Origin of the sequence: Leptospira jelokensis (assembly GCF_004769635.1) — a bacterium.
GTDB lineage: Bacteria > Spirochaetota > Leptospiria > Leptospirales > Leptospiraceae > Leptospira_A > Leptospira_A jelokensis.
The window spans coordinates 1-23,519 of sequence record NZ_RQGH01000014.1; the positions used below are offsets into that span (position 1 = coordinate 1).

Consider the following 23,519-nt stretch of genomic DNA (forward strand, 5'->3'; position numbering starts at 1 on the left):
GTTTTGTTTGAAGATGATGTTTTAAAATCTCACATGACATTGCCAATTCAAAATGAAAAGGTAAAAAACTTTGTAGCTCCCCTTATGGAGAAAGCAGCACTAGATCGCCGATTTGTATTACACCTTTTGGCATCCGCTGGAATTTGTGTGGTTCCACTGAGTTCGTTTTGTTGTAGTCGAAATGGTTTTCGGGTCACCTTACTCGAAGAAGACGACGCAAAGTATGAGTGGATCTATAAGACTTTAGCAGAGAATATTAAACAGTATTTAGCATCTTAAATGAATTCACGTGGCAGATACAAAATAGGCATCTTTGACTCAGGATTAGGTGGGTTGTCTGTATTACGTACTTTATGGAAAGAAACATCCAATATTGACTTCATCTATTTTGGAGATTTAATCCACGCACCTTATGGACAAAAATCCAAAAAAGAAGTCATAGAGTTATCAAAACACGCGTTTGAATATTTGATCGAAAAAGATTGTGAAGCTGTGTTGTTTGCGTGTAACACGGCTACTTCAGCTGCTGCCGATTTTTTGAGGAAACAACATTCAGTTCCAATTTTTGGAATGGAGCCTGCCGTAAAACCAGCGCTAGTTGAAAATCCTGGTGTTAAAATTGCAGTTTTTGCAACTGAATTAACGCTGAAAGAAGAAAAGTTCAAAAATCTAGTGTCAGGACTTGCAATTGGAACAGAAATTCTTCCCATACCTTGTGAAGGGTTAGCAAAATTGATCGATTCTGATAACTGGGAAGAAGCATGGAATTATTTAGATGCCAAGATAAAGTTTGTTTTATCTGAAACAGAAATCATAGTTCTCGGTTGTACTCATTATGTATTTTTGAGAGAAAGGATCAATTACCATTATCCAAATTTAAAAGTATATGATGGGAATTTGGGTACATCCCTTCATATGAAACGAGTTTTACAGTTACCTGATGGATGTAAGGAAAATAAAAATCAATTGGATATTCTTTTGAACACTCCTGAATCCGATTACGTTCACCTTGCAGGTAGAATTGCAAAAACAATTACTCCGAATCATACCTTATCGCTCATTAATACCACAATAGGAAAACTCCATGTCTAACCAAAACAAAGTCACATATAAAGATGCTGGAGTTGATACAGAAAAAGGACAAGAGTTTGTCCAAAGAATCAAAACGAATGTTGCTTCCACTCATAATCAAAATGTATTAGGTGGACTTGGTGGATTTGCCGCCTGTTACGATGTTAGTTTTTTAAAATCCTACCAAGAACCCATTTTATTGTCTGGAACCGATGGTGTCGGCACAAAACTTCAAATTGCCAGATTACTTGGTATCCACAATACAGTTGGGATTGATTTGGTAGCAATGTGTGTGAACGATATTTTGGTAAATGGTGGAAAACCACTTTTTTTCCAAGACTACATTGCCTGTGGCAAACTTCATTTGCCAACGATGGAAGCAATTGTATCCGGCATTGTTAAAGGTTGTACTTTAGCAGATTGTGCCCTTGTCGGCGGGGAAACAGCAGAACATCCTGGAGTCATGCCAGATGATGAATACGATTTGGCTGGCTTTGTTGTGGGTGTTGTGGAAAAAAATAAGATGATTGATGGGAAAACCATCAAATCAGGGGACACAATCATTGGTCTACAATCATCAGGTCCACATAGCAATGGTTTTTCGCTCATTCGTCGATTGTTACTTAAAGATGGTAAATTGCCAACGAGTGAAAATGATTTAAAATTTTTAAAAGAACATGTATTCCTCCCAACTCAAATTTATGTAAAATCGATATTGGCTCTCACCCAGAAAGTTTCCATTAAGGGAATGGTACATATTACTGGTGGTGGATTCTACGAAAACATTCCAAGGGTATTGCCAAAAGGAATTGGTGCTGAAATTTTTTCCCTTCCAGAGTCATATGTTTTTTCAAAGTTAGAAAAAGACCACTCATTGGATCGAAACGATATGTATGGCACTTTTAATATGGGTATTGGCTATATTTTGGTGGTTGATTCTAGTTTGGTGGATACGGCGATGTCAACTTTGGAATCACTTGGTGAAACTCCATATGTGATTGGAAAAACAAATGATTCTGGAAACGTTTCAATTACGATTTAAAGGGGAATACCACTTTAAATAAAGTCCTTCCTGGACTCGAATCAAAACTGATGTTGGCGTTGTGACGGTTTACAATTTCTTTCACTAGATAGAGTCCAAGTCCTAAACCATCTCCCGATGTTTTAGTTGAGAAAAATGGCATAAATACTTTTGGTTGTTGTTCGTAAGGAATTCCAATTCCAGAATCTTCTATTTCAACTACAACAGAATCTCCCATTTGGTAACTTCGAATCCAAATTGTACCTTTCGATGAAACAGCTTGTATGGCATTCCAAATCATCTGGCTCCAAAGTTGGACCAGGTCTCCTTGGATACAACGTATCTTACCTTCAAACTCTAAATTTAATATTAAATTGATATCACGTAAAAAGAATTCTTTATACAATGATACAGCAGAATGGATTGTATCCTTTAAAGAAAAATCAATGAGTTCTAAGTTGGATTGTAAACCTGCAAAGTTTTTTAATGTGAATGTTATTTTGGAAAGTCTTCTAATCGAATAGTGAATGTGTTCTGCAGACTGTTTCATAAGAAGGAATTTCTTTAATTTTTTAAAGTCATCAAAATCATGGACACTCGCTTTGATTTTATTTAGGATCGAAGGAGATAAATTTCGGATTCCCGAATCAACAAAAAGTTCTGCTAGTTCTTCTGGATAAATAATTTGGTTTTGTTTTAGTAATTCAGATAAAGATTTCCTTGTTTGGCGATTGGAAAGCCCAGTAAGTATCCTGAGACCCGATTCATTCGAATTGATAATTAAATTTAATATTTCAATGAGTGGTTTATTGTTTTCTTCTTCCGTTTCGTCTTCCCATTCAGATACCAATGTTTCCACAGAAGATTTGATCATTCCAATTGGATTGTTGATTTCATGGGCCAGCCCAGAGACAAGTTGTCCCAGAGATGCAAGTTTTTCATTTTGGATCAATTTTTCTTGGGCTTCTCGTAAGGCGAATAAAGCAGAGTTTAGTTCTGTATTACTCGTTTGAAGTTCAACCGTTCTCGCTTTTACTTTTTCCTCAAGAGATCTGTTTAACTCTTTTAATTCAAGTTCGGCTGTACGTTTTGATGTTTGGTCAATACCAATCCAAATGATTTTGGCGGGTTCATTTTTGTTGTCACGAATGATCCCAAGCCTCCATTCTAAATACAAAGTCTGTTTTTGTTTGTTGACAAATCGTAAGATTAGGCTTTCGGCTATGTTTTGGATTTCATTGATATCATCCAAAACTTCTTTTAAAAATTCTTTATCTTCTTGGACCAATATTACATTTTGAATGTATTCACCGATCACCTCTTCTTTGGACAATCCAAGAATTTTTAGAGCTGCAGGATTGATGTTTTCTAATAAACCTTTGGAGTTGGTCAAAAGAATTAAATTTGCCGCATTATCGAATATAGTAGAGTTTAGATTCTTTTCTTGTAGCAGTGAGATTTCAATTTTTTTTGAACTTGTGATGTCTAAAGCCACCACATCAATTCTTTTTTTGATTCCTAAAATATCATTGGATATGTTAACATAATGTTCTGTCCAAACAATTGATCCGTTTGCATGAATCATACGTAAGATGATTGGTGATTTTCCTTCATATAAATCCTTTATTTTGTGTTGGTCTTCAGGAATGACAATGTCTCGAAAAAAATCAGAATTTTCATAGAAGAAATTAATTCCATAACCTGTAATTTCTTCCATTTTTGAACTGATGTAAGATGTTCTTGGCTCAGGCAAAAACTCGATATTATAAATAATAGCTGGAAGTTGGTTGTACATGATAAGCAAACGTACGTTAACATCTTTAATGGCTTTTTGTAAGGTTTCTAATTCGAAAAGTGATAAATTGAGTTTTTTGGTTTGGACTTGGAAACTAAAGAGGATGCAGCCAACTCCGAATAAAAACATGAGCAATGTATTGATCGTGTAACCTAATGGTCGATACCAATCAATTGTGAACAAAATCGGAAAAAATAGTCTTTGTATTGAAAGTAGAAGGCAAATGGCTAAGATATAAACCCGGAAGGGGTTATCGTATTCTCTTAACCGATAGATGGTGATTCCAAATAATAAAAGTGTGAAGCTATTGAATAGTGCTGAAGGTAATGAAAAATAAAAAAATTCAGTATTGGCAAGTAATAGAGAAACAAAAGAGATATAAACAATGACAAAGGAAATGTAAATCCACTTTTTGTAATTGGGTTTGGTGAATGTCGAGTTAATTGATAATACAAGCAGGTAAGAGCTAAGTAAAGTAAGTGATTCCGAAAAGAAAAAATAAAGTTGGTTTTTGGTTGAGCCATACAAAAAGAGACTATAGTTTCGTATAACAAGTATAGCTAAAAAGAAAGATGTGTAAGTGAGTTTGATTTCGGACTTTGAATTTTTGGATAAAAAGAAAACAATGATTGCGATGACTGAATTGACAACAACAGATAGAGTAGTGACAGCGAATATAATATCGAACTCAAACGGAAACATCGGGTTCGACCAATTCAGTAACATTTTTGATTAATTCTTCGTTTTTGAAAGGTTTTACAATCCAACCATCCGCACCTTCAAATAACGCCTTTGAAATCACCTCTGGTTTTTTTTCAGATGATAAAACCAAAATTTTAAACTTTGGATTTTTGATGATTTTTTTCGATTCTTTGATGAGTTCGTTCCCACTGATGCCTGGCATGTTAAAGTCAAAAATGCCAAGATCTATGTTTGGATTTGTCTTTAATGTTTCTAAGGCAGATTCACCCGAAGAAGAGATGAGAATATTGTGACCTTGGCTACTCAAAGCAAGGCGCACAATTTTTAAAACTGCAGGTGAATCATCGACAACTAAAATTGACGCCATAGACCTAAATCAGTTGGGTGATTAACTTTGTGAGTGACTCATTTGCAAATGGTTTTACAAGCCAACCAACAGCACCGGCGGCTTTCCCTTTGTTTTTCATCTCATCACTTGACTCAGTGGTTAACATAACAATTTTCATCGTTTTTCCATTTTCAGTTTTCAGAGCTTTTTCTGTTAACTCGATCCCTGTCATACCAGGCATATTCACATCAAAAATTCCAATATCAAATTTAGAATTTTCAATTTTTTCCAATGCTTCCATGCCATTGGAGGCAGAAACAACTTCATGGCCTTCCGTTGTTAAAACCAAATTTAGAATTTTTAATACCGCGGGTGCATCATCGACGGTTAGTATCTTTGCCATTTTATTTCTCCTATTGTACTAATGGTATTCGTATCGTTAAACAGACATCTTTTGTATTTTCGTTTCTTAAATTGCTATCAATATTATAAATTTGAACATTCGCTTGGTGTTGGTCCATAATCTTTTTTACCAAAGTTAATCCTAATCCAAAGCGAAACTGTTCAAATTTCGCATAACTATCATCGACAACGGAAGAAATACGAAAAAAAGGTTCAAAAACATAGGTTTCATATTTTTCAGGGATCCCAAAACTATCATCTTCGTTTGGATAGGCGGGGTTAATGATTTTAATTTCTAAAAAATTTTCTCTATGAAAGAAGATCACATAGATTTCATCACCTAATTTGGAATATTTGATTGCGTTTAATAATATCTCTCGAATCACATAAGAAAACTTTGTTTGTTCAAACTTTATTTTGCGATCGATTGCTGAGTTTGGAATTTGGCTTAAATTTATTTTTTGTTTTTTTAGAGAAAGTGCTTCCTCTAAATTTTTGATTTCTTCATCAAAAAGCGGTAACAATTCCTGAGTTGCAGCATTTGATTCTACAATTGAGTCATCATCAATTACTGACTGCGAAATGGACATGCTATCAAACATACTTTTGGCAGCATCATAGTTTTCAGAAACTAAATCTAGAATTGGTTTTGGGACTAGGTAAACATTTTGTTCTGGATCCAGTTTACTTTTCGAGATGAGGATGCTAACAACACTCATGAGTGTACCTATCCCACTTCCCTGAAATAAACTAATATTCATTTGGTGGATGATATCGGCCGAAATATTTTCGTTTTCTTTATGGGTTAGAGATTTTTTCCAATCAAAGATATCGATCACGCGTTTGAAGAGTTGGTTTTCTGCTTCATGAATGAATTGAGATTTCATTTTCGTATTTAGATATTGAAGGGAGCGATCTAAGGTAAACTTTAAGTGTTCGGAGTCAATTGGGGATTGTAAAAAATCATAGGCATTGTGTCGTTTTAAGAGAGAAGCTGTTAATGCCCAGTTTGACGAATCAGTGATCAAGATGATCAAAACATTCGGAAAAGAAGCAGCAATTTTGGAAAGGACTGCTTCTGATCCATTTTCCTTCAGATTTGTCACATGGATGATGATGAAATGGAATTTTTGGTTTTCCAAACTGGAAAATACTTCGTTGAGTTTGGAGACACGTTCATATGTGTAATTGATTTCGTTTAAACAGGAAATCAATTCATTGGCTTCGTGGGTATCTAATAGCAAACAATGTGGAATCATTTCGTACCTATTTCTCTGATTTTGTCACAGAGGGAACCGAGTGGTAATTGGAACATCACAGCCCCCATTTCAAATGCTACTTTTGGCATTCCGTAAACAACACATGTTTCTTTGTTTTGGCCAAGTGTCATACATCCATTGTTCTTTAAATTGAGTAATCCTTTGGCACCATCACTTCCCATGCCGGTGAGGATGGCTGCAATTGAGGAGCTTGCGAGTTCATTCTGCACGGCAGATTCAAATAACACATCCACAGAAGGTCTGTGTCCATTGACCTTATCTGTTTGTGTTATTTTTGTATACAGTTCACCTGCAAATTTTTGAACATTTAAGTGGTAATTCCCTGGGGCAATATAAACTGTCCCGTTTTGTAATGGCATTTTGTCTTTTGCTTCTACCACATTTACTTTTAACTCGGAATTTAATCTGCCGGCAAATAATGCGGTGAAATTTTCTGGCATATGTTGCGCAACAAGAATTGGAGGGAACGTTTCATCAACCTCATCAAGTAACTTACGTAAAGCAGTTGTTCCTCCAGTGCTTGATCCAATTAAAATCAATTTTTTCTTAAATGGGATCTGTTTTTTCTGTAACGTAAGATCTTTGGGTATCGATTTTTTGAAACTATGTTCGTTCGAAAAATTATAATTTAATGCTTCGTTTAGTTTGCTTAATAATTCTTCTTTTGCTTCGATTAAACTTTCGGGAGTACCTGACGGTTTCGTAACATAATCAAAGGCTCCGGCATCCAATGCTTCAAGAGTAATGGATGTGCCTTCGATAGTGGATGAGCTAATCATGATGACGGGCATTGGGTGTTGGGGTAAGAGTTTTTTTAAAAACTCAATGCCATCCATTTCGGGCATATGCACATCGAGTGTCATCACATCCGGTTGTTTGTCGATGATAAGGTCCCTCGCTTCAAATGGATTGGATGCTTCTCCTACGACTTCCCAACTAGGATCGGATTCAATCCAACGTTTGATCATACTTCGAACGCTTCTTTGGTCATCAACTATGATTACTTTGTGTTTTTTCATGAGGATACAATTGCCATGTGTTGGTTGATGAGTTTTCTAACATCTAAGATAAGTCCAGCATGCCCATTTCCAAGGATTGTACACCCAGCAAGACCATTGATGTTTTTAAAAATTGGAGAGATTGGTTTGATGACAATGGATTGGTTTCCTAAAATTTCATCGAAGACGATCCCCATTTGTTTTTCATGGGATTCTGCAACGATGACATATTTTTTTTCCAACTGATTTTGTGAGTTTAATTCTGAATCTTTTCCGAATAACAAGTCTATGTCGACTACAGAAATTTGGTTCTCTCTGTATTGGAAACTGTGATTGTTTTTGTACAATTCATGAATGGGTTCTTCTTGGATGTATAATGATTCTTTTACATCAATGGAAGGGATGATGAAATAAGTTTCAGCCTTTCTTACGACGAGGCCTTCGATAATGGCAAGGGTCAATGGAACTCGGATTAAAAAAACGGTGCCTTGCCCATATACAGAACTAACATCAACAAATCCTTTGAGTGTTGATACATTTTTTCGAACCACGTCAAGGCCCACACCTCTGCCAGATAAATCTGTAACTTCTTTTGCAGTGGAAAAACCAGGATGGAACAAAAATTCCCATACGTTTTCATCACTTAAAGTTTCAATTTCACTTTGGTGGACGAGCCCTAATGATAAGGCTTTGTTAAGGATCCGATCACGATTTAAACCTTTCCCATCGTCACGAACTTCTATCCAAACTTCTTTCCCAGATTGGATTGCCGATAATTGGATTTTTCCTTTGGGCGATTTTCCGGATTCTTTTCTTTCTTCGGGAGTTTCTAATCCATGATCGATCGCATTCCGTATGATGTGTACGAGAGGATCATACATCTCTTCTATGATGGATTTGTCTATTTCTGTATCTTCACCAGATATAATGAGTTCAACTTGTTTGCCTGTTTTTTTTGCCGTGTCTCGGACAAGTCGTTCCATCCGAGAAAACACTCCTGCGATGGGAACCATTCGTAAGCTCAATGTGATTTCTTGTAAATTGCGAATGAGTTTTTTTAATTGTAGGGCTGCTTTCTGATAGTTGTCTAACTTTAGGTGTTTTAATTCAGGGTGTTCGGTGACCATTGGTTCGTTGATCACAATTTCTCCCACAATATCCAGTAGTGAATCCAGTTTGTCCGTATCGATGCGGATGTCTTTTTTTTGGATGGGTTTCTTTTCGGATTTTGTCTGTGTATTTGTGTTTGTTAGTGACTCTGGTTTGGTTGAAGATTCTCCTCTGTTAGGCGTTATGAATAATCCAAACCCTTCATTTGGTTCGGTTGTCTTTTCCGTAAACAAACCAAACTCTTCATTCGTTTCTTTTTCGTTAGATGGAGTGAAAAGGCCAAATTCTTTTTTTTCTTCCTGTGAATCAGTGGTAAACAAACCAAATTCTTCTTGTTTCGCTTCCGTATCATTGAATAAACCAAATTCAGGGGTAGTCGTGCTTTGATTGGGAGTAATTTGGTCCTGGACTTGCGAATGTTTCAGTGATTCCAATTTTTGGTTGGTGCGAGTGATGAGTTGGTGTTGTTCTTCATTGTACAAATCACCACCACTGGGTTCGTTTTCTTCATGAATAACCAGTTCATTTAAATGATCCAATGCAGTTAATAAAATTTCTAAGGTCTCTTCATCCTGTGCTTCTGGCGTTTTTCTCAGAAAGTCTAACAAGTTTTCAGCGGCATGGGCAACCTTTACAATGCCAGACAATCCAAAAAAACCAGAACTACCTTTTACTGTATGGAAATGTCGAAATAAAGTATCAAGAAGATCCCTGTCTACTAAACTACCATCTAACGTAGTTTTTTCGAAGTTGAGAAGGCCTGTTTCGATGTTCTCCAAACATTCTTTTGCTTCAATTAAGTATTCTAATACATCCTCTCTTTCCATGAATTAAGTCCCTGGAAGCTCTTGTAACATTAAATTCTCTTCTTGTGTGAGCAGGCGATCTAAGTTGATTAAAATTTTGACCGTATCACCAACGCGACCAGTTGCATAAATAAACCTAGATGATTTGGATTCTCCAATTTTAGGAGCCAGGTCAATGTTTTCCGGAGGAATTTTTACAACGTCATTTACCTTATCAACTGCAAGCCCAAGTGGATTCCCGTCGAGTTCTACAAGTAATACACAAGTCCTCTCATGGTAAGGTAGGAAAGGCATATCAAAACGGAGGCGGACATCCATGATCGGAATGATTTTGCCACGGATATTGATCACACCTTTTAAAAATGGGGCAGTGCCAGGGATGGTAGTGATCGCAGGTAAGGCTAAAATTTCTGTGAGATACCTTACTTCAAATGCATAAAAACGTTCATCTAAACTAAAACAAAGATACAAATCTTTCATTGTATCTTCTTCGATTGATTCCCATGACTTAGGTGTTGTGTTCATAGTGAGGCCTATAAAACAATTCTTGGTTTTTCAATGCGAGTGAGTGCCGTTGACTTGGATCCTTCCTCTTTTAGTTTGAAACCCATTATCACAGTACGCATAATTTCCACTTGTCGTTTTAAGGTTTCGCTAGAAGCAGCAACTTCCTCGGCAGACGCGGCGGTTGTGCTTGTAACTGTTGTTACTTGGTCAATACCTTGTGTGATTTGTAATACTGCGGATTTTTGTTCATTAATTGAAAGTGCTAAGTCTTTTGTGAGGTTACTTACATTGTCTGCACTTTCAGAAATTTGTCCAAGGACTTCTGCTGTTTTTTCCGTTGCATCATTTCCCAGTTTTACTTTTTTCATCGATGATTCGATGAGTAAGGTAGTTTCGTCAGCTGCATTGGCACTTTTTTGTGCAAGATTTCTTACTTCTTCTGCAACAACGGCAAAACCTTTTCCATGTTGGCCTGCCCGTGCTGCTTCCACTGCTGCATTTAAGGCAAGGATATTGGTTTGGAAGGCAATGTCATTGATGACCTTATTGATTTTGGAAATTTGTTCGAAGGAATTGCTGATCTCACCCATGGCAGATACTAAATCTTTCATCCTGGAATTACCTTCTATTGCTTGTTTGGCGGTAGACTCTGAGAAGACAGTCATTTGTTCTGCATTTTCAGCATTGGATAAAAAACTATTGCTAATTTCTGTTAGGGTTGCCGAGATTTCTTCGACGGCACTTGCTTGTTCACTTGCAGCTTCAGAAAGAGAGGTGCTCGCATCTGCCAATTGTTGGGCTCCAAGATCCACTTCTTGGGAAGTGAAGTAAAGTTTTTCCACAACTTCTGAAAGATTGATTAACATTCGTTTTAAGCTGAGTCCCAATTGGTCTCTATCTGATTTTAAGGTGACATCGGAACTGAGGTCTGAGTTGGCAATTCTTTCTAAGTGGTCGGCACGTTCTTTGATGAACTCAACTAACTCCATAAAGGCTTCAGAGAGTTGTTGGATTTCATTGCCAGGAAGTTGCCTTGCATTGTTTACTTGTTTTTGTTCCGTTTCTAAATTGACATTTAAGTCCCCAATGGAAATGGATTGGGCAACAGAAACAATTCGTTTCATAGGTCGGGCAATGGCATCTGAAAAATAGATCGCTATGAAAAATACCAAAACAAAAGAAGCGATGACAACGGAAGTCACGATGACAAGGGATTGTTGGAACTGTTCCTCCGATTTATGGTATTCTTCTTTGGCGACCTTCAATTGCACTCGGATCAAATCATCTAAGTGGTGGGTGAGTGGTTCAAAGATAGGATACATCTCAGTGGATACAAATTTTTCAATTTCAACTTCATTACGGGTTTCTAATAAGAGGCGGAGTTTTTTGACCCCAGCTTTTAAAGGAGGGAATTCTTTTTCCATTTCGGCAATGATGGCTTTTTCTTCCGGCACTAAGTAGGTCGACAAATACACCTTCCAAACTTCATCAGCCTTCGCTTCTGATTGCCGGATGGATTCCAATGCCTCTTCAATGGTCAATTTTCTATCTCGGACTTTGTTTGCGGAATCCACCATACCAATGAGGTAGGCATCTGATACCTCTTTGATTTGGCTAATGGGAACAACCCTGTCTTCAAAAACAGTATGCAAAGAAGCTAAAATTTGATTGGCGGAATAAAAGCTGGCAGCTGCCACAACGATCATTAAAAGGATGGTGACCATAAAGGCCAAAAGTAGTTTTGCTCGTATTTTAAGATTTTGAATCCATTTCATAATTGGTACCCTAGAGGTGGGGCAAAGTATGGATTCATTTTTTAGATAGTCAAGCCTTTCCTAATATTACGATGTAAATTCCTTCGATTCTTTGGTGGATTATGACAAAATGATTTAGAACGATTTAAAAAGATTTTGTATACCCTAAACTAACATAAAATAAATGGACTGGGATTTTTTGGAGTGTGTACGATTCACGCAAACTTGTTTTGACAAGGCTGTCATTTAGTGAATTCCCTGTATTCACTCCTTCAATCGCATTGAGGATTGCGGAATTGTACGCACCATAGATACGAGAGGGGTTTGGCACTTTGCCATCCTCTGAAGTGCGGTTCCAACTCGCTTTGTCAGGATCCCCACCTGCATACCCAAAATAATTATTGGTATCGTAGAGATAGGCATTCGGGCGGAGGATATGGGCTCCCTTCACAAAAAAATCACCAAAGAAAAAGGAAATTGCTGATGTTATGTCTTGTATCCCATTCCGGTTATTCACCATATTATTGCTCATGGTATAACCGATATTCCCTTGGGGTTGGATGCGAAAAAAATTTCCTTCAAAGAACGTGTAACTGGCACTGAGGGAAAGGTAGTTTTTCCCAGCCATAAGCCCACCGTTCTCTGTGGAGAATTGTGTGAAATAGGAAAGAGTTGGTTTGACAATCCGTACAAAAGGTAACTTCCAATGGAAAAAATACTCATGCCACGAAAGTCTTGTTTGGGCATCGGGGTTGTTTGCATTGAAGGCATTGGCAGCTCCCCCAGAAACAACTGGATTTGGTCTTTGTGTGGAGGGGAGCATAAGGGAGTTTGGTGTTTTTTGGAAGGTATTATAAAACCAAATGCCCACACTAAAGTCCCCAAGAGCACTCGGGTCAAAATGGTAAGTCATGGAAAAAAACATCCCATCGGCTCTTTTGTTTCCGTTCGGTTCTCGTTTGGGCCCATACCCGTTGTTTGGGACGAATCCAGAGCAGGCTGGGTTTGCCGCGTCTCTCCCTGAGATTTGGTTTTGGACAGATTGTACGCATGGGTCTTGGTTGTAGGGGTCATAAAAACGAGGGTCTTCCCCGAGGTAAGACGGTCCTACCGCACCTGGACTTGTTTGTAACATTCGTTTGTCGGAATCTCGGTCTTCTCTGTTTGTCAGTTGGAAATTCCCAAATAACATCCATTCAAATTTTTTATCAGCAGACCAAACATTGATCGTTGGTTGTAAGGCTGGTGCATAGGTGAAACTTTGGTAAGCCTGTCCATTCCTTCGGTTTTGTCCTTCACCGGTAAAGGAATACCCCCTCCAAATAAAATCAGACACTATTTCCGTACTTGTATCAATGGTAATCGACTTTGTTTCTTCCACTTTGGGTTCGGAGGAGACAACAGTCGGTAGGACCAAAACAAATGCATTAAGGAGAATGAGAATAGAGAATCGTTTGGAATAATTCACGGAATTTCCTTCCTCCTTCTTTATGGATTGGTTCCGACAAAAGCATCTCACGTTCTGAATTTGTCCTTAGATAAACCTTATACTCATTCTGCAAAACAGTTACGTGTATGTATTGGGCAAATGCTTCAGCAAAGGTATCATCCGCATTGGTCGCTGCATATAGGGACAGAAATTGTGTATTTGTCAATTTTTTATATAAAAACTTTCCATCTGGGAAAATGGGAATTGTCGGATTTTTTTGATAAAATTTGATCTTGGGTCTTTCTGGAAAAAAACTGTTTTCGTAAGGCGAAAAGGTTTCCGACCACCATACACCTTGGAAGTATGGATATCCTCGGAAGTCCCTTGTTGTTTCCGCATAATCGGGAACATAATGTTTGACGATGGCAAGAATGTGCCCAAGTTCATGCAATAAGATAAAGGATAAAGCGGTTTGTAAGGAATTGGAATTGTCTAAATGGACTTCGATGGACCTAGTATCCGATTTTTGGAAGGCACTATTTTCTTTTTTTGTGGCCCAATCATTCCCTCCCTCACTCAGTAATCCGGAATCTAAAAAAATAATCCCACCAATTGGGATACCTTCTTTATCTCGTATAATCCCTGTTAATCCGGTAGATCCTAAATTTGTAATAAAATAAATTCCGTATACCAATTCATCTGCTAAAGCATTCACTTCTTTTGGATAAAGATTGTGTAAGTCCAATAAACGATTTTTCCAAAGGGTAAGGTCTTTTGTCGGAGAGGGTACATCTTTGATCCCATCAATTCCATTGACCTCAAGCAATGTTTTTGTCCTTTCAACATCCATTTGGTACACGCGGTCACTCCAAACACCTGCTTTTTTTGGCATTGTTTTTTCTTGAAGGCCCATACTTGTTTTTGCCCAGTTGGCATAAGGGTTGTTCGGTAAGGTGAATTCTTTTTGTGAACAATTCACAAAAAGGCAGATTAGAAAAGATATCAAGTAAGGAATTGGTTTCATTTGCCGATGGTATTTCTATATGAAAGGATTTGTTGGTCTATGCTTTTTTTTACCAGGAATCATTTTCGCAGAGATCAATCCTTGGAATCTTAGGCCTGATGTTCGGATCTTAACTAGAAAAGAAGTTTCTCATATCGTATTTGAGAAAAGAGAAGATCATTTTCGTGTGACTCTCATCGTTTCGGAACGATTTCCCTACAATTATAAAGCTTTGTCACATCCATTTTTCTTTCGGATGGAAGATGAGAAAAAAGCAATGGAACTTGCGAATCAAATGGACAAGTTTTTGGACACAGGAAAAAGTTTCACCATCACCTTGAATGGATCTGAGATCCAAACTTTGGTATGGGGAGAACCCGATTGACGCGTTCGTTTACTATCTACTTCAAAGAAATTTTTCGCAAACCAACCAGGCAAGAATGGGATATCTTAAAACTGGCAGAACCTCGGTTTGAGAAAGAATACACGTACTCCATCTTTTTAACTCATTTCATTGTTTATAGTTTGCTTCTCGTTCCACCTTTTTCAGAGATTCGGGGTGAGATATTGCCCTACTTACTTGGTGTCACCATTTTACGGTTTATTTTATTATTACAATTTTATACCAAATCCATCCCTTTCGATAAAGTCATTTATGTTAGTGGACTACTAGCTGATGGATTGGTATATTTGGTTTTTTTTAAAGGGATCCAATCTTACCCTACACTTGGGAATTTTTATTTGTTAAATTCCTATCTCATGTCATTCATCATTCCTATTTTATTGTACAGCACGCGGCTGAGTCCTATGGGATGTATCATCAGTGCTATTTACTTATCAATCTTTCATATCTCTTATACACTCCAACTTCCGAAAGAAATCTTTTCCGATACTTCATTTTTCAGTCAGTACTTTGTATTGTTCGTTTATTCTGGGAGTGCATTCCTTGGAGTGATCTTTGTATTCAACAAACGAAAGGACACAACTAATATGTACAGTTTGTCCGAAGAAAAACGATTTATGTTACAGGAATTGGAACTTGCCAAACGAGTACAAGATGCACTTTTCCCAGGCAATATCAAAATTCCAAACCTAACGTTTACCTTTTATCGAAAAAGTCCTAACGTAATCGGTGGGGACTTTTTTGATTTTGTACAACTCAGGGAAGGAAACGTAGGAGTGTTTCTCACAGACGTTGCAGGTCATGGAATTTCATCTGCTATGGTTGCTTCCATCATGAAGGTCCTTGTATCCACAATTCCTTACCGCTTCAAAACAGCACCTGCAAGACTCATGGATTATTTGGATGATCGATTGGCCAATGATCTCAACAAATACCATGCTTCTGCGATTTATCTTTTTTTTGATTTTATCGAAAAAAAACTCATCATTGGAAATGCGGGCCATCCTTATTTGATCTTAGCAAAAAAAGATGAGGAATTTTCTGAGTTGGAAACACAAGGCGCCATTCTCGGCTTCAATATCAAAATCCCTCCCATCTCGGAAAAAACCCTTCCCATCGCCAAAGGGGACCGCTTTTTCATATATACCGATGGTCTCATTGAATCGATGGACCACGAAGGGAATTGTTTGGGAACGGAAGGTTTACTTGCCTTACTCAACCGCCATCGAAATAGTGCAAACGTCAAAGAACTGGAATCCAATCTCTTGTATGAACTGAAAACCAAGTTCGGTTTGGATACTTTTTCTGATGACACCATGTTCCTGATATTGGAAGTAGAAGAATAAGGAGAAATCATTTGTCTTTTTTAGAGATCCAAATCAAATCCAATTTTGCCCTTGTCACCATCAAAAGACCAGAGGCTCTCAATGCTTTAAACGATGTCGTCATCACTGAAATCGGTGAGATGGTGGACAGTTTAGAATCCAACTCCCAAGTAAGAGGATTTATTTTAACTGGTGAAGGTAAGGCTTTTGTCGCAGGTGCAGACATTGCCAAAATGAAAGAGTTCAATGTCAATGAAGGCCAGGCATTTTCGGAACTTGGACAAACAGTATTTCGTAAAATGGAATTATCGGGGCTGATTTCAATCGCAGCCATCAATGGATTTTGTCTTGGTGGAGGAATGGAACTCGCAATGGCTTGTGACATTCGTTATGCGTCGACTGCTGCCAAATTAGGTTTACCAGAAGTGACTTTAGGTTTATTACCTGGTTTTGGTGGTTCCCAAAGATTACCAAGACTCATTGGAGTGGGAAGGGCAACGGAACTCATTTTATCTGGGGATATGATTTCCTCCGAGGAAGGATTTCGACTTGGGCTAGTGAACAAAGTTTGTGATCCAGCCGAATTATTAAACGAATCCGAAAAAACTCTTTCTACGATTCTGTCAAGAGGGCCTAACGCAATTAAGGCGGCCAAAATGGCAATCCGACAAGGTTTAGAAACCAATATGGAACGTGGCCTTGAGTGGGAAAAACAATTGTTTGGTGGAAGATTCGCAGACAAAGAAACAAAAGAAGGGCTTTCTGCTTTTCTCGAAAAACGAAAACCCAATTTTTAAGGATAACCTATGATCATCACACGGTTTTGTATACTTTTCATCTTAATTTTAGGACTTTTTTGCAAACAGGCGGAATCTTTTCCGTCTCAAACCAATACTCCTGAAATTATCTTTGGAAGTGTGGCTGACCGTGTTTTGAAATTGGAAATTGCAAACACTCCTTCCACTCGCGCGACGGGACTTATGTACCGCACAAAACTTGGGGAAGATGAAGGTATGTTATTTGTATTTCCAAAGGCTGAATATTTAAACTTTTGGATGAAAAACACGCTCATCCCACTCTCAATTGGTTATTTTTCAGAAGATATGCGACTTTTAGAATCATTCGATATGAAACCGAATCAAACCGAAGAGATGTACAACTCAAGAAAACCAGCGATGTATGCACTTGAGGTCAACCAAGGTTGGTTTGCCAAACATAAAATTGGAAAGGATGCCGTCCTTACTTTAGAAAAGAAAGTTTCCGCAAAAGACTAAATTTTCTCTTTTTACTTGAATCCTCTTATCAGGTTGTTTACCATTTCGAAGCATGGTAGTCAACAACCCTCGTTTGATCAATTTATTATCCGAAGAACAAAAAGCCGATTTGGCTTCGATGGAAAAACAATTTGCTCACCACTTAGAATATACCATTGGAAAAAATCGTTATAATCTAAAAAACGAGGACATCTACAAGGCTCTCGGTCATACCATACGCGACTTTCTCATCGACCGACTGAATTTTACACACGAACGATATAGAGAACAAAATCCTAAAAAAGTATTTTATTTTTCCTTAGAGTTTTTAATGGGACGAACTCTAATGAATGCTCTCATCAATCTTGGTTTATATGAAACCATCCAAGAAATGTTACGTGGGATTGGCTTTGAACTAACAGATGTTTTAGAATTTGAAACAGATGCAGGCCTTGGGAATGGGGGACTTGGTCGTTTAGCCGCTTGTTTTTTAGATTCCATGGCCACTCTCAATGTACCAGGATTTGGGTATGGGATTCGTTATGATTATGGAATCTTCAACCAAATCATCGCAAATGGAAGCCAACTCGAAATGCCAGACCATTGGGATGCAGACGGTGTTCCTTATGAAGTGGTGAGGTCTGATATTTCATTTTCCGTTGGTTTTTTTGGACATACTGAAACAAGAGTTTCTGGAAAAGGAAAAATCCAACATGATTGGGTGCCAGACGAAACGGTTTTGGCTTCTGCACATGACTATCCGATTCCAGGTTTTAACACGAGTACGGTGAACTACTTAAGGCTTTGGGCTGCAAAATCATCTGAAGAATTCAATTTAGATTATTTTAACCACGGCGATTATATGAAAGCCGTACAAGACAAATCGATTTCTGAAAATATTTCAAAAGTATTGTATCCCAATGATACCACCGAACAAGGAAAGGTGTTACGCCTCAAACAACAATACTTTATGGTGTGTGCTTCCCTCCAAGACATACTCATCCAATTCCGAGAGTTTAAATACAATTTGAAAGAACTCCCGGATTATATCGCCATCCAATTGAATGATACTCACCCAAGCATTGGCATTGCAGAACTGATGAGAATCTTATTAGACAATGAAGAAATGGATTGGGAACCAGCTTGGGAAATTGTCACAAAAGTATTTTCTTACACCAACCATACCGTATTACCTGAAGCTTTAGAGTCATGGAGAGTGGAATTATTTGAAAAATTATTACCAAGGCATTTGGAAATCATCTTTGAGATCAACCATCGTTTTTTAACTGAGGTTCGTAACAAAGGGATTTTATCTGAAAACGAAATCCAACAAGTGAGTATCATCGAAGAAGGCAATGAAAAACGAGTGCGAATGGCAAACTTAGCCGTTATCGGATCCTATCGTGTGAATGGAGTTGCTGCCTTACACTCTGACCTGATCCAAAAAACGATTTTCCAAGCCTTTACCAAAGTGTTCCCTGAAAAATTTAATAACAAAACCAATGGAATCACGCCGAGGCGTTGGTTGTTACAATCCAACCCAAGTCTTGCCAACTTGATTTCCAAAAAGATTGGAAACGAATTTACAACCAATTTATACAAATTAAAGGACCTTGAGTCCTTTGTGGATGATGCTGATTTCCAAAATGATTGGAAACAGGTGAAATTCACCGCGAAAAATGAATTGGCTCGTATCATAAAAAGTGAAACGGGTATCACAATTGATCCCAATTCACTTATCGACGTACAAATCAAACGATTCCATGAATACAAACGACAACTTCTCAATATTTTACGAGTGATTGCCTTATACCGTAGAATCAAAGAAAATCCCAATACGGAAATCACACCCCGTACTGTTGTATTTGGAGGAAAAGCTGCTCCAGGTTATTATATGGCCAAACTCATCATCAAACTCATTAATAATGTTGCTTGGGTTGTGAACCGAGATAAAGATGTGGCGGAACGATTAAAAGTGGTTTTTATCCCGAACTACCGAGTGAGCCTTGCCGAAAAAATCATCCCAGGTAGCAATTTGTCCGAACAAATTTCCACTGCAGGGACAGAGGCATCTGGCACCAGTAACATGAAATTTATGTTAAACGGTGCTTTGACAATCGGAACTCTTGATGGAGCAAACGTTGAGATTTTGGAAGAAGTAGGGGCAGAAAATATTTACATCTTTGGGTTGCATACAGAAGAAGTATTTCGCATAAAAGAAGCAGGTTACAATCCAGCAGATTTCATCCATAAAAATGAAGACTTGCACCGCATCCTCCTCATGATCCGTGAAAACTTTTTTTCGATGGGGGAACCAGGGGTATTTGGTCCCATTTATGATAGTTTGTTTTACACGGACAATTACCTACTCATGGCTGATTTTACTTCTTATGACGAAACCCAAAACCGTGTGGCACATGACTTTTTGGACGAGACCACTTGGACTAAAAAATCCATCCTCAATGTGGCAAGATCGGGCAAGTTTTCCTCGGACCGAACCATCCGGGAGTATGCCAAGGAGATTTGGAAGGTCCCCCTACTTGACACAATTCCACCTCAAACTATCTACAAATTGCCACAAAACTGAATCGACAACAGAGAAGAGAAGGATTATCATTCCAAGGAAAGGGTTTCAAATGAGTAAAGGTTATATTATATGTGTCGATGATGAAGTATCAGTGTTGGAAACGCTTGCGGAGCAACTACTGGCACGGTTTGGGGAATCCCATATCATCGAAACAGCGAGTAGTGCAGAAGAAGCGCTTTCTCTCATTGATGAAATCATAGGCAGTAACGATATCGTAGAACTCATCGTTTCCGACCAAGTGATGCCAGGAATGAAAGGGGATCGATTTTTGGAACAGGTACACCAACGCCTCCCAGATGCGATCAAAATCCTTCTTACGGGACAAGCGGGACTTGATTCGGCAATTTATGCCATCAACAATGGGGGACTCAGTCGGTATGTCGAAAAACCTTGGAACATTGAAGAACTCTCCAAAGACATCAAAGACCTACTTGATAAATTTCGCCAAAATTTGGAAAACCAACACCTTATCCAAGCACTCAACCGTAGGATCCTCGAACTTGAGGCAAAACAAACGTAATCAATTTTTTGGTTCCCTTTTCCTAATCTTCCTTTCTCTTTCGCCAGTCCTTGGGAAAGAGAAAGAACTCTCTCCTGAACAAATTTCCAAAAAAAAAGATGTACTTTCCAAAATGATACGTTATGGCACAAGCCAAGAACGAAAACAGGCATTAGGTGAACTTGTTCGTTTTCCAAAAGAAAGTGCAAACGACCTTTATGTTTTAGTTGGTGAACAATTAAAAACGGAAAAGGACATGGGGATGAAGATTGTCCTACTCAAAACGGTAGGAGACCTCGATTTAAAAGAAAACCATGAGACCATCATTTCTCTTTTTGAAGATACAAATGAAGATGTGAACAAACAAGCTGTGACATCTGCCAAAAAAATGAAACTCACCGAAGCAACGAGTCCCCTCCTTGAAAAAGTAAAAAAAGAAGACTTCACTAAAAATTCCAATTCACTTGCTTTGTACATAAGCGCCCTCGGTGAATTGCCTGAAGGCAAAATGGCAGCTCCTTTTTTAGAAACAAAATTTCGGGAGAAGTTTAATAATCCTGACATTCGTGGTCAGATTGCACTTTATTTCGGAACTGTACTTTACCATGAAGCAGAATCTGCTCTCCTTGAAGTGGCGTTTGATGACATCCAACCAACAACCCTTCGTTGTTATTCAATGAATACTTTAGGTAAATTAAAATCCGACACAGCAAAACCTAAGTTATATGAGCTTCTTGATTCACTAAAAAAAACATCAGGTAAATTGGACGCAAAAAAAGCCCAATCACTCAAAATTTATGCCATTGGTGCGTTAGTGACGATGGGAGACAAAGAAGTATTCCAAGAACTAAATGAATTTGCTCGCGATGATGATAGTATGGTGAGGCTTCGTGCCATTGAATTTATGGGAAGTCTTAAAGACCCCAAAGCATTGGAACTTTTGGAATACAAACGGGATCGGGATCCAAGTCCCAAAGTTCAAAAAGCGGCTAAAAAAGCCATTGATATGATCAATGGAAAAGACAGTCCGTCAGAAGAAGAAAAACCAAATGAAGATAAGGTTGAAGAAGAACTCAAATGAAGTGGGAAGAGAACCAAAGAAAAAAAGGTTTTGATTGGCGATTCCATCACTTGAGGAATGCCTTTCCTCCTTTCCAATACAAAGTTCCTTTTTTATTGTATTTTTGCTTTTTTGTTTTTTTTACGACTGTCATCCATTCAGAAACAGATTCTAAATACACTGGACCAATTTCGAGATCCGAAAAACGCATCTTAGATGGAAAATTAGAGTATGAAAAAACAGGCAATTTCCCTTTGGAATGGAAATTGTATTTTAAGGCCAAACAAGGGGACTTTGTTGTATTTTATGATCTCAATGGGGATGAAATCCATTTCCGATACAGACGTAATAAATTTGATTCGGATGGAGAATTTTTTGTGAAGGATCTTTTTGTAGGGAATCCATACCTTGTGAAAGGGAAATGGATTGGGTATTATTTTTATGCCGTAGATGAAAGGGGAAAACGTTCCTCACTCCCCACACCCAAAAAACTTCCTGGAGAAAAAAAAGAAATCATTGAGAAACAATCGATACCCATCTTCCAATTAAAAGAATACACTGAAATCAGAACGGATGATTTGTTCTATTAACCAATTGATTATATCTCGAAACGTTGTAAAAACTGAAAATTGATAAATAAAATAGGATTTGGACTTTCTTCTTTTTTCGAATAACTCACATTCAGCGACATAAAAGAACTTACGAATTTTATTTTTAGAATCTCTTCTCTATCTGATAAATTGATATTGAAGTCTGATGCATATGTCCAGTTTTCAAACCAAGATCGTGTATAGAAGTTTCCTTCCCGAAAGAGTGCACTCAGTTCTATGAGTTGACCAGAGGAGATTGGAATGGCAATTTTCCCTTCCCACTGGCCTCTTTTTTCTCTTGCTTCAAAACCGATTGAAATAACTGTTTTTTCTTTCCTCCATTCATAAATAACAGCCCTTCCCAGTTCCTCAAACTGGTAATTCCCACGTTCACTATATTTCCGGTACCGGTACAAAAGATTCCCCCAATTTGAGGCGAACAATGGGAAAAAAACAGAAGAACCTGTTTCATAACGATGGCCTTCCAAGGAAGAAAGTCCTTCGCCACCAAATAGGTGTTTGTAACTTCCTCTCGCATATCCCAAAGTTTGTGGAATTTCAGGTCTCAATTCACCATTGGCGACATTCCCATACAGTAGAGGAGAGTCTCTGTAAATTGTAGAATCAAAAAAATAAACAGAGTCTTTGGATTCTGATTTTATGTACAAAAATCCCACAGTTTCTTTTTTATCAAAAATAGATTCGGATTGGATGCGATGGTTTCCAAAGGATTCAAATTGATATGTATCGTTCACAAACAAACTAGATTTTTGACCACCGGGTGACCAAACTCCCGCGTAACTATTATTCGGTGAATTGAAATAGAAGCCCGGATGATGAGAAAAACCATTCGCAAAAAAACTACCGAACTCTCTTTTTTTCCCTTCATAGGGGAGTTTGATCCCAAAGAAATGAGAACTTTGTAGGGGTTGGGGGAGGGGGGATCCTGGTCTGTCCAACTGCGAATAAAAATTTGGATCTTTGTCGAAGTAAAAATGTGGGATGGGTTTGTAACGACTGCCGGAAGTGAACCGGTAGGATTGTTTTGTGAAATCAACCCCATACAAAAACTGTTCATCCCGTTTTTCTAAAACATACCTGTTACCGTTTTGATTTCCACCGACGCAAACCGTAGAATGATTTTTTTCCTCAATTGGCAAATTGCGGACATCAAGGTTTTGGGTACCTAGGCCTACAAAGACTCCATCAGTCGGCGTTTCGTTCGTTTGGTTCGGATGCAGGTTTCCTTTTGTCGTTCGAGCCAATTCGTTCTTCGTAGGTTTTTTCGGCGGTGGTTCGGATTTGGGTGACTTTGGGTAACTCAAACGAAAGACTTTCCAAACTTTGGAGACAAGTTTTGCATCATTTCCCTTTAGGGAACGTTTCCAATCGAGAAAGGATTCGCGGGAAAGCTTCAGATTTTCCTTCCATTCGGCTACCAATTTGGGAGAGAGACCTTGTGTGAGTAATTCCTGAACGGAAACGTCTTTTGGAGTTTTTTCGCCAGCAAACAATGACTGTACGAAGAATAACCACAAAAAAAGCGTTTTTTTCTGCCAATCCACCAGGATGGGGGTCAGATTTTTTGGATTTTTT

General features: G+C 38.1%; 21 protein-coding genes and 1 pseudogene. 11 read left to right on the forward strand and 11 right to left on the reverse strand.

Annotated features, from left to right (window positions below; all coding sequences use genetic code 11):
• The 3 genes and pseudogenes from EHQ62_RS07165 to purM form a co-directional block, all read left to right on the forward strand.
• Positions 1–279 (forward strand): annotated as a pseudogene (locus tag EHQ62_RS07165) (pyridoxal phosphate-dependent aminotransferase); the annotation flags it as partial.
• Positions 280–1,092, forward strand: a complete 813-nt coding sequence (gene murI / locus EHQ62_RS07170) for a glutamate racemase (RefSeq protein ID WP_135641523.1) — start codon at positions 280–282, stop codon at positions 1,090–1,092.
• Entirely contained in the window at positions 1,085–2,113 is a 1,029-nt protein-coding gene (gene purM, locus EHQ62_RS07175; protein WP_135641524.1) for a phosphoribosylformylglycinamidine cyclo-ligase, read from the forward strand. Before murI ends, purM begins: the two co-directional genes overlap by 8 nt.
• On the opposite strand, the gene EHQ62_RS07180 is transcribed toward purM, so the two are convergent.
• The 10 genes from EHQ62_RS07180 to EHQ62_RS07225 form a co-directional block, all read right to left on the reverse strand.
• A complete protein-coding gene (locus tag EHQ62_RS07180) occupies positions 2,103–4,613 on the reverse strand; it encodes an ATP-binding protein (RefSeq protein WP_244241674.1) in 2,511 nt (836 codons plus the stop codon). The genes purM and EHQ62_RS07180 overlap by 11 nt on opposite strands.
• Complete coding sequence (locus EHQ62_RS07185; protein ID WP_135641526.1) at positions 4,576–4,956, reverse strand: response regulator; 381 nt, start codon at positions 4,954–4,956, stop codon at positions 4,576–4,578. Before EHQ62_RS07185 ends, EHQ62_RS07180 begins: the two co-directional genes overlap by 38 nt.
• 4 nt (positions 4,957–4,960) lie before the next feature.
• Positions 4,961–5,320 carry a response regulator gene (locus EHQ62_RS07190; protein ID WP_015678528.1) on the reverse strand — a complete coding sequence of 120 codons (360 nt, stop codon included), beginning with the start codon at positions 5,318–5,320 and terminating at the stop codon, positions 4,961–4,963.
• Positions 5,321–5,330: 10 nt separating this feature from the next.
• Positions 5,331–6,578, reverse strand: a complete 1,248-nt coding sequence (locus tag EHQ62_RS07195) for a hybrid sensor histidine kinase/response regulator (RefSeq protein ID WP_135641527.1) — start codon at positions 6,576–6,578, stop codon at positions 5,331–5,333.
• On the reverse strand, positions 6,575–7,618 hold the full coding sequence (locus EHQ62_RS07200; RefSeq protein WP_135641528.1) for a protein-glutamate methylesterase/protein-glutamine glutaminase: 1,044 nt from the start codon (positions 7,616–7,618) through the stop codon (positions 6,575–6,577). The genes EHQ62_RS07195 and EHQ62_RS07200 overlap by 4 nt, the downstream gene beginning before the upstream one ends.
• On the reverse strand, positions 7,615–9,534 hold the full coding sequence (locus EHQ62_RS07205) for a chemotaxis protein CheA (protein WP_135641529.1): 1,920 nt from the start codon (positions 9,532–9,534) through the stop codon (positions 7,615–7,617). Before EHQ62_RS07205 ends, EHQ62_RS07200 begins: the two co-directional genes overlap by 4 nt.
• 3 nt (positions 9,535–9,537) lie before the next feature.
• Positions 9,538–10,038, reverse strand: coding sequence for a chemotaxis protein CheW (locus EHQ62_RS07210; RefSeq protein WP_135641530.1), 501 nt, complete (start codon positions 10,036–10,038; stop codon positions 9,538–9,540).
• A gap of 8 nt (positions 10,039–10,046) precedes the next feature.
• Positions 10,047–11,795, reverse strand: coding sequence for a HAMP domain-containing methyl-accepting chemotaxis protein (locus EHQ62_RS07215; RefSeq protein ID WP_135641531.1), 1,749 nt, complete (start codon positions 11,793–11,795; stop codon positions 10,047–10,049).
• A gap of 124 nt (positions 11,796–11,919) precedes the next feature.
• Positions 11,920–13,191 (reverse strand): hypothetical protein, encoded by a 1,272-nt coding sequence (locus tag EHQ62_RS07220; protein WP_341866970.1) that lies wholly within the window; start codon positions 13,189–13,191, stop codon positions 11,920–11,922.
• A 10-nt stretch (positions 13,192–13,201) separates the two neighbouring features.
• Positions 13,202–14,227, reverse strand: coding sequence for a hypothetical protein (locus tag EHQ62_RS07225; protein WP_135641533.1), 1,026 nt, complete (start codon positions 14,225–14,227; stop codon positions 13,202–13,204).
• Between the two features lie 19 nt (positions 14,228–14,246).
• On the opposite strand from EHQ62_RS07225, the gene EHQ62_RS07230 reads away from it, so the two are divergent.
• The 8 genes from EHQ62_RS07230 to EHQ62_RS07265 are packed head-to-tail and all read left to right on the forward strand — an operon-like array spanning position 14,247 to position 21,923.
• Positions 14,247–14,591, forward strand: coding sequence for a hypothetical protein (locus tag EHQ62_RS07230; protein ID WP_015678529.1), 345 nt, complete (start codon positions 14,247–14,249; stop codon positions 14,589–14,591).
• Positions 14,588–15,955 carry a PP2C family protein-serine/threonine phosphatase gene (locus EHQ62_RS07235; protein WP_135641534.1) on the forward strand — a complete coding sequence of 456 codons (1,368 nt, stop codon included), beginning with the start codon at positions 14,588–14,590 and terminating at the stop codon, positions 15,953–15,955. The genes EHQ62_RS07230 and EHQ62_RS07235 overlap by 4 nt, the downstream gene beginning before the upstream one ends.
• Positions 15,956–15,966: 11 nt before the next feature.
• Positions 15,967–16,731 carry an enoyl-CoA hydratase-related protein gene (locus EHQ62_RS07240; RefSeq protein WP_135641535.1) on the forward strand — a complete coding sequence of 255 codons (765 nt, stop codon included), beginning with the start codon at positions 15,967–15,969 and terminating at the stop codon, positions 16,729–16,731.
• A gap of 9 nt (positions 16,732–16,740) precedes the next feature.
• Positions 16,741–17,208: a DUF192 domain-containing protein gene (locus tag EHQ62_RS07245; RefSeq protein ID WP_135641536.1), complete on the forward strand. Its 468-nt coding sequence runs from the start codon at positions 16,741–16,743 to the stop codon at positions 17,206–17,208.
• A gap of 52 nt (positions 17,209–17,260) precedes the next feature.
• On the forward strand, positions 17,261–19,774 hold the full coding sequence (locus EHQ62_RS07250) for a glycogen/starch/alpha-glucan phosphorylase (RefSeq protein ID WP_135641537.1): 2,514 nt from the start codon (positions 17,261–17,263) through the stop codon (positions 19,772–19,774).
• Positions 19,775–19,823: 49 nt separating this feature from the next.
• The gene (locus EHQ62_RS07255) at positions 19,824–20,294 is read left to right on the forward strand and encodes a response regulator (RefSeq protein ID WP_135641538.1); all 471 of its coding nucleotides are present in this window, start codon (positions 19,824–19,826) and stop codon (positions 20,292–20,294) included.
• The gene (locus tag EHQ62_RS07260; protein ID WP_244241676.1) at positions 20,275–21,354 is read left to right on the forward strand and encodes a HEAT repeat domain-containing protein; all 1,080 of its coding nucleotides are present in this window, start codon (positions 20,275–20,277) and stop codon (positions 21,352–21,354) included. Before EHQ62_RS07255 ends, EHQ62_RS07260 begins: the two co-directional genes overlap by 20 nt.
• Positions 21,351–21,923, forward strand: a complete 573-nt coding sequence (locus EHQ62_RS07265) for an LIC_11959 family protein (protein ID WP_244241677.1) — start codon at positions 21,351–21,353, stop codon at positions 21,921–21,923. The genes EHQ62_RS07260 and EHQ62_RS07265 overlap by 4 nt, the downstream gene beginning before the upstream one ends.
• A gap of 8 nt (positions 21,924–21,931) precedes the next feature.
• Here EHQ62_RS07265 and EHQ62_RS07270 read toward each other — a convergent pair whose 3' ends face one another.
• Positions 21,932–23,461: a hypothetical protein gene (locus EHQ62_RS07270; protein WP_208720642.1), complete on the reverse strand. Its 1,530-nt coding sequence runs from the start codon at positions 23,459–23,461 to the stop codon at positions 21,932–21,934.
• Positions 23,462–23,519 lie beyond the last annotated feature (58 nt).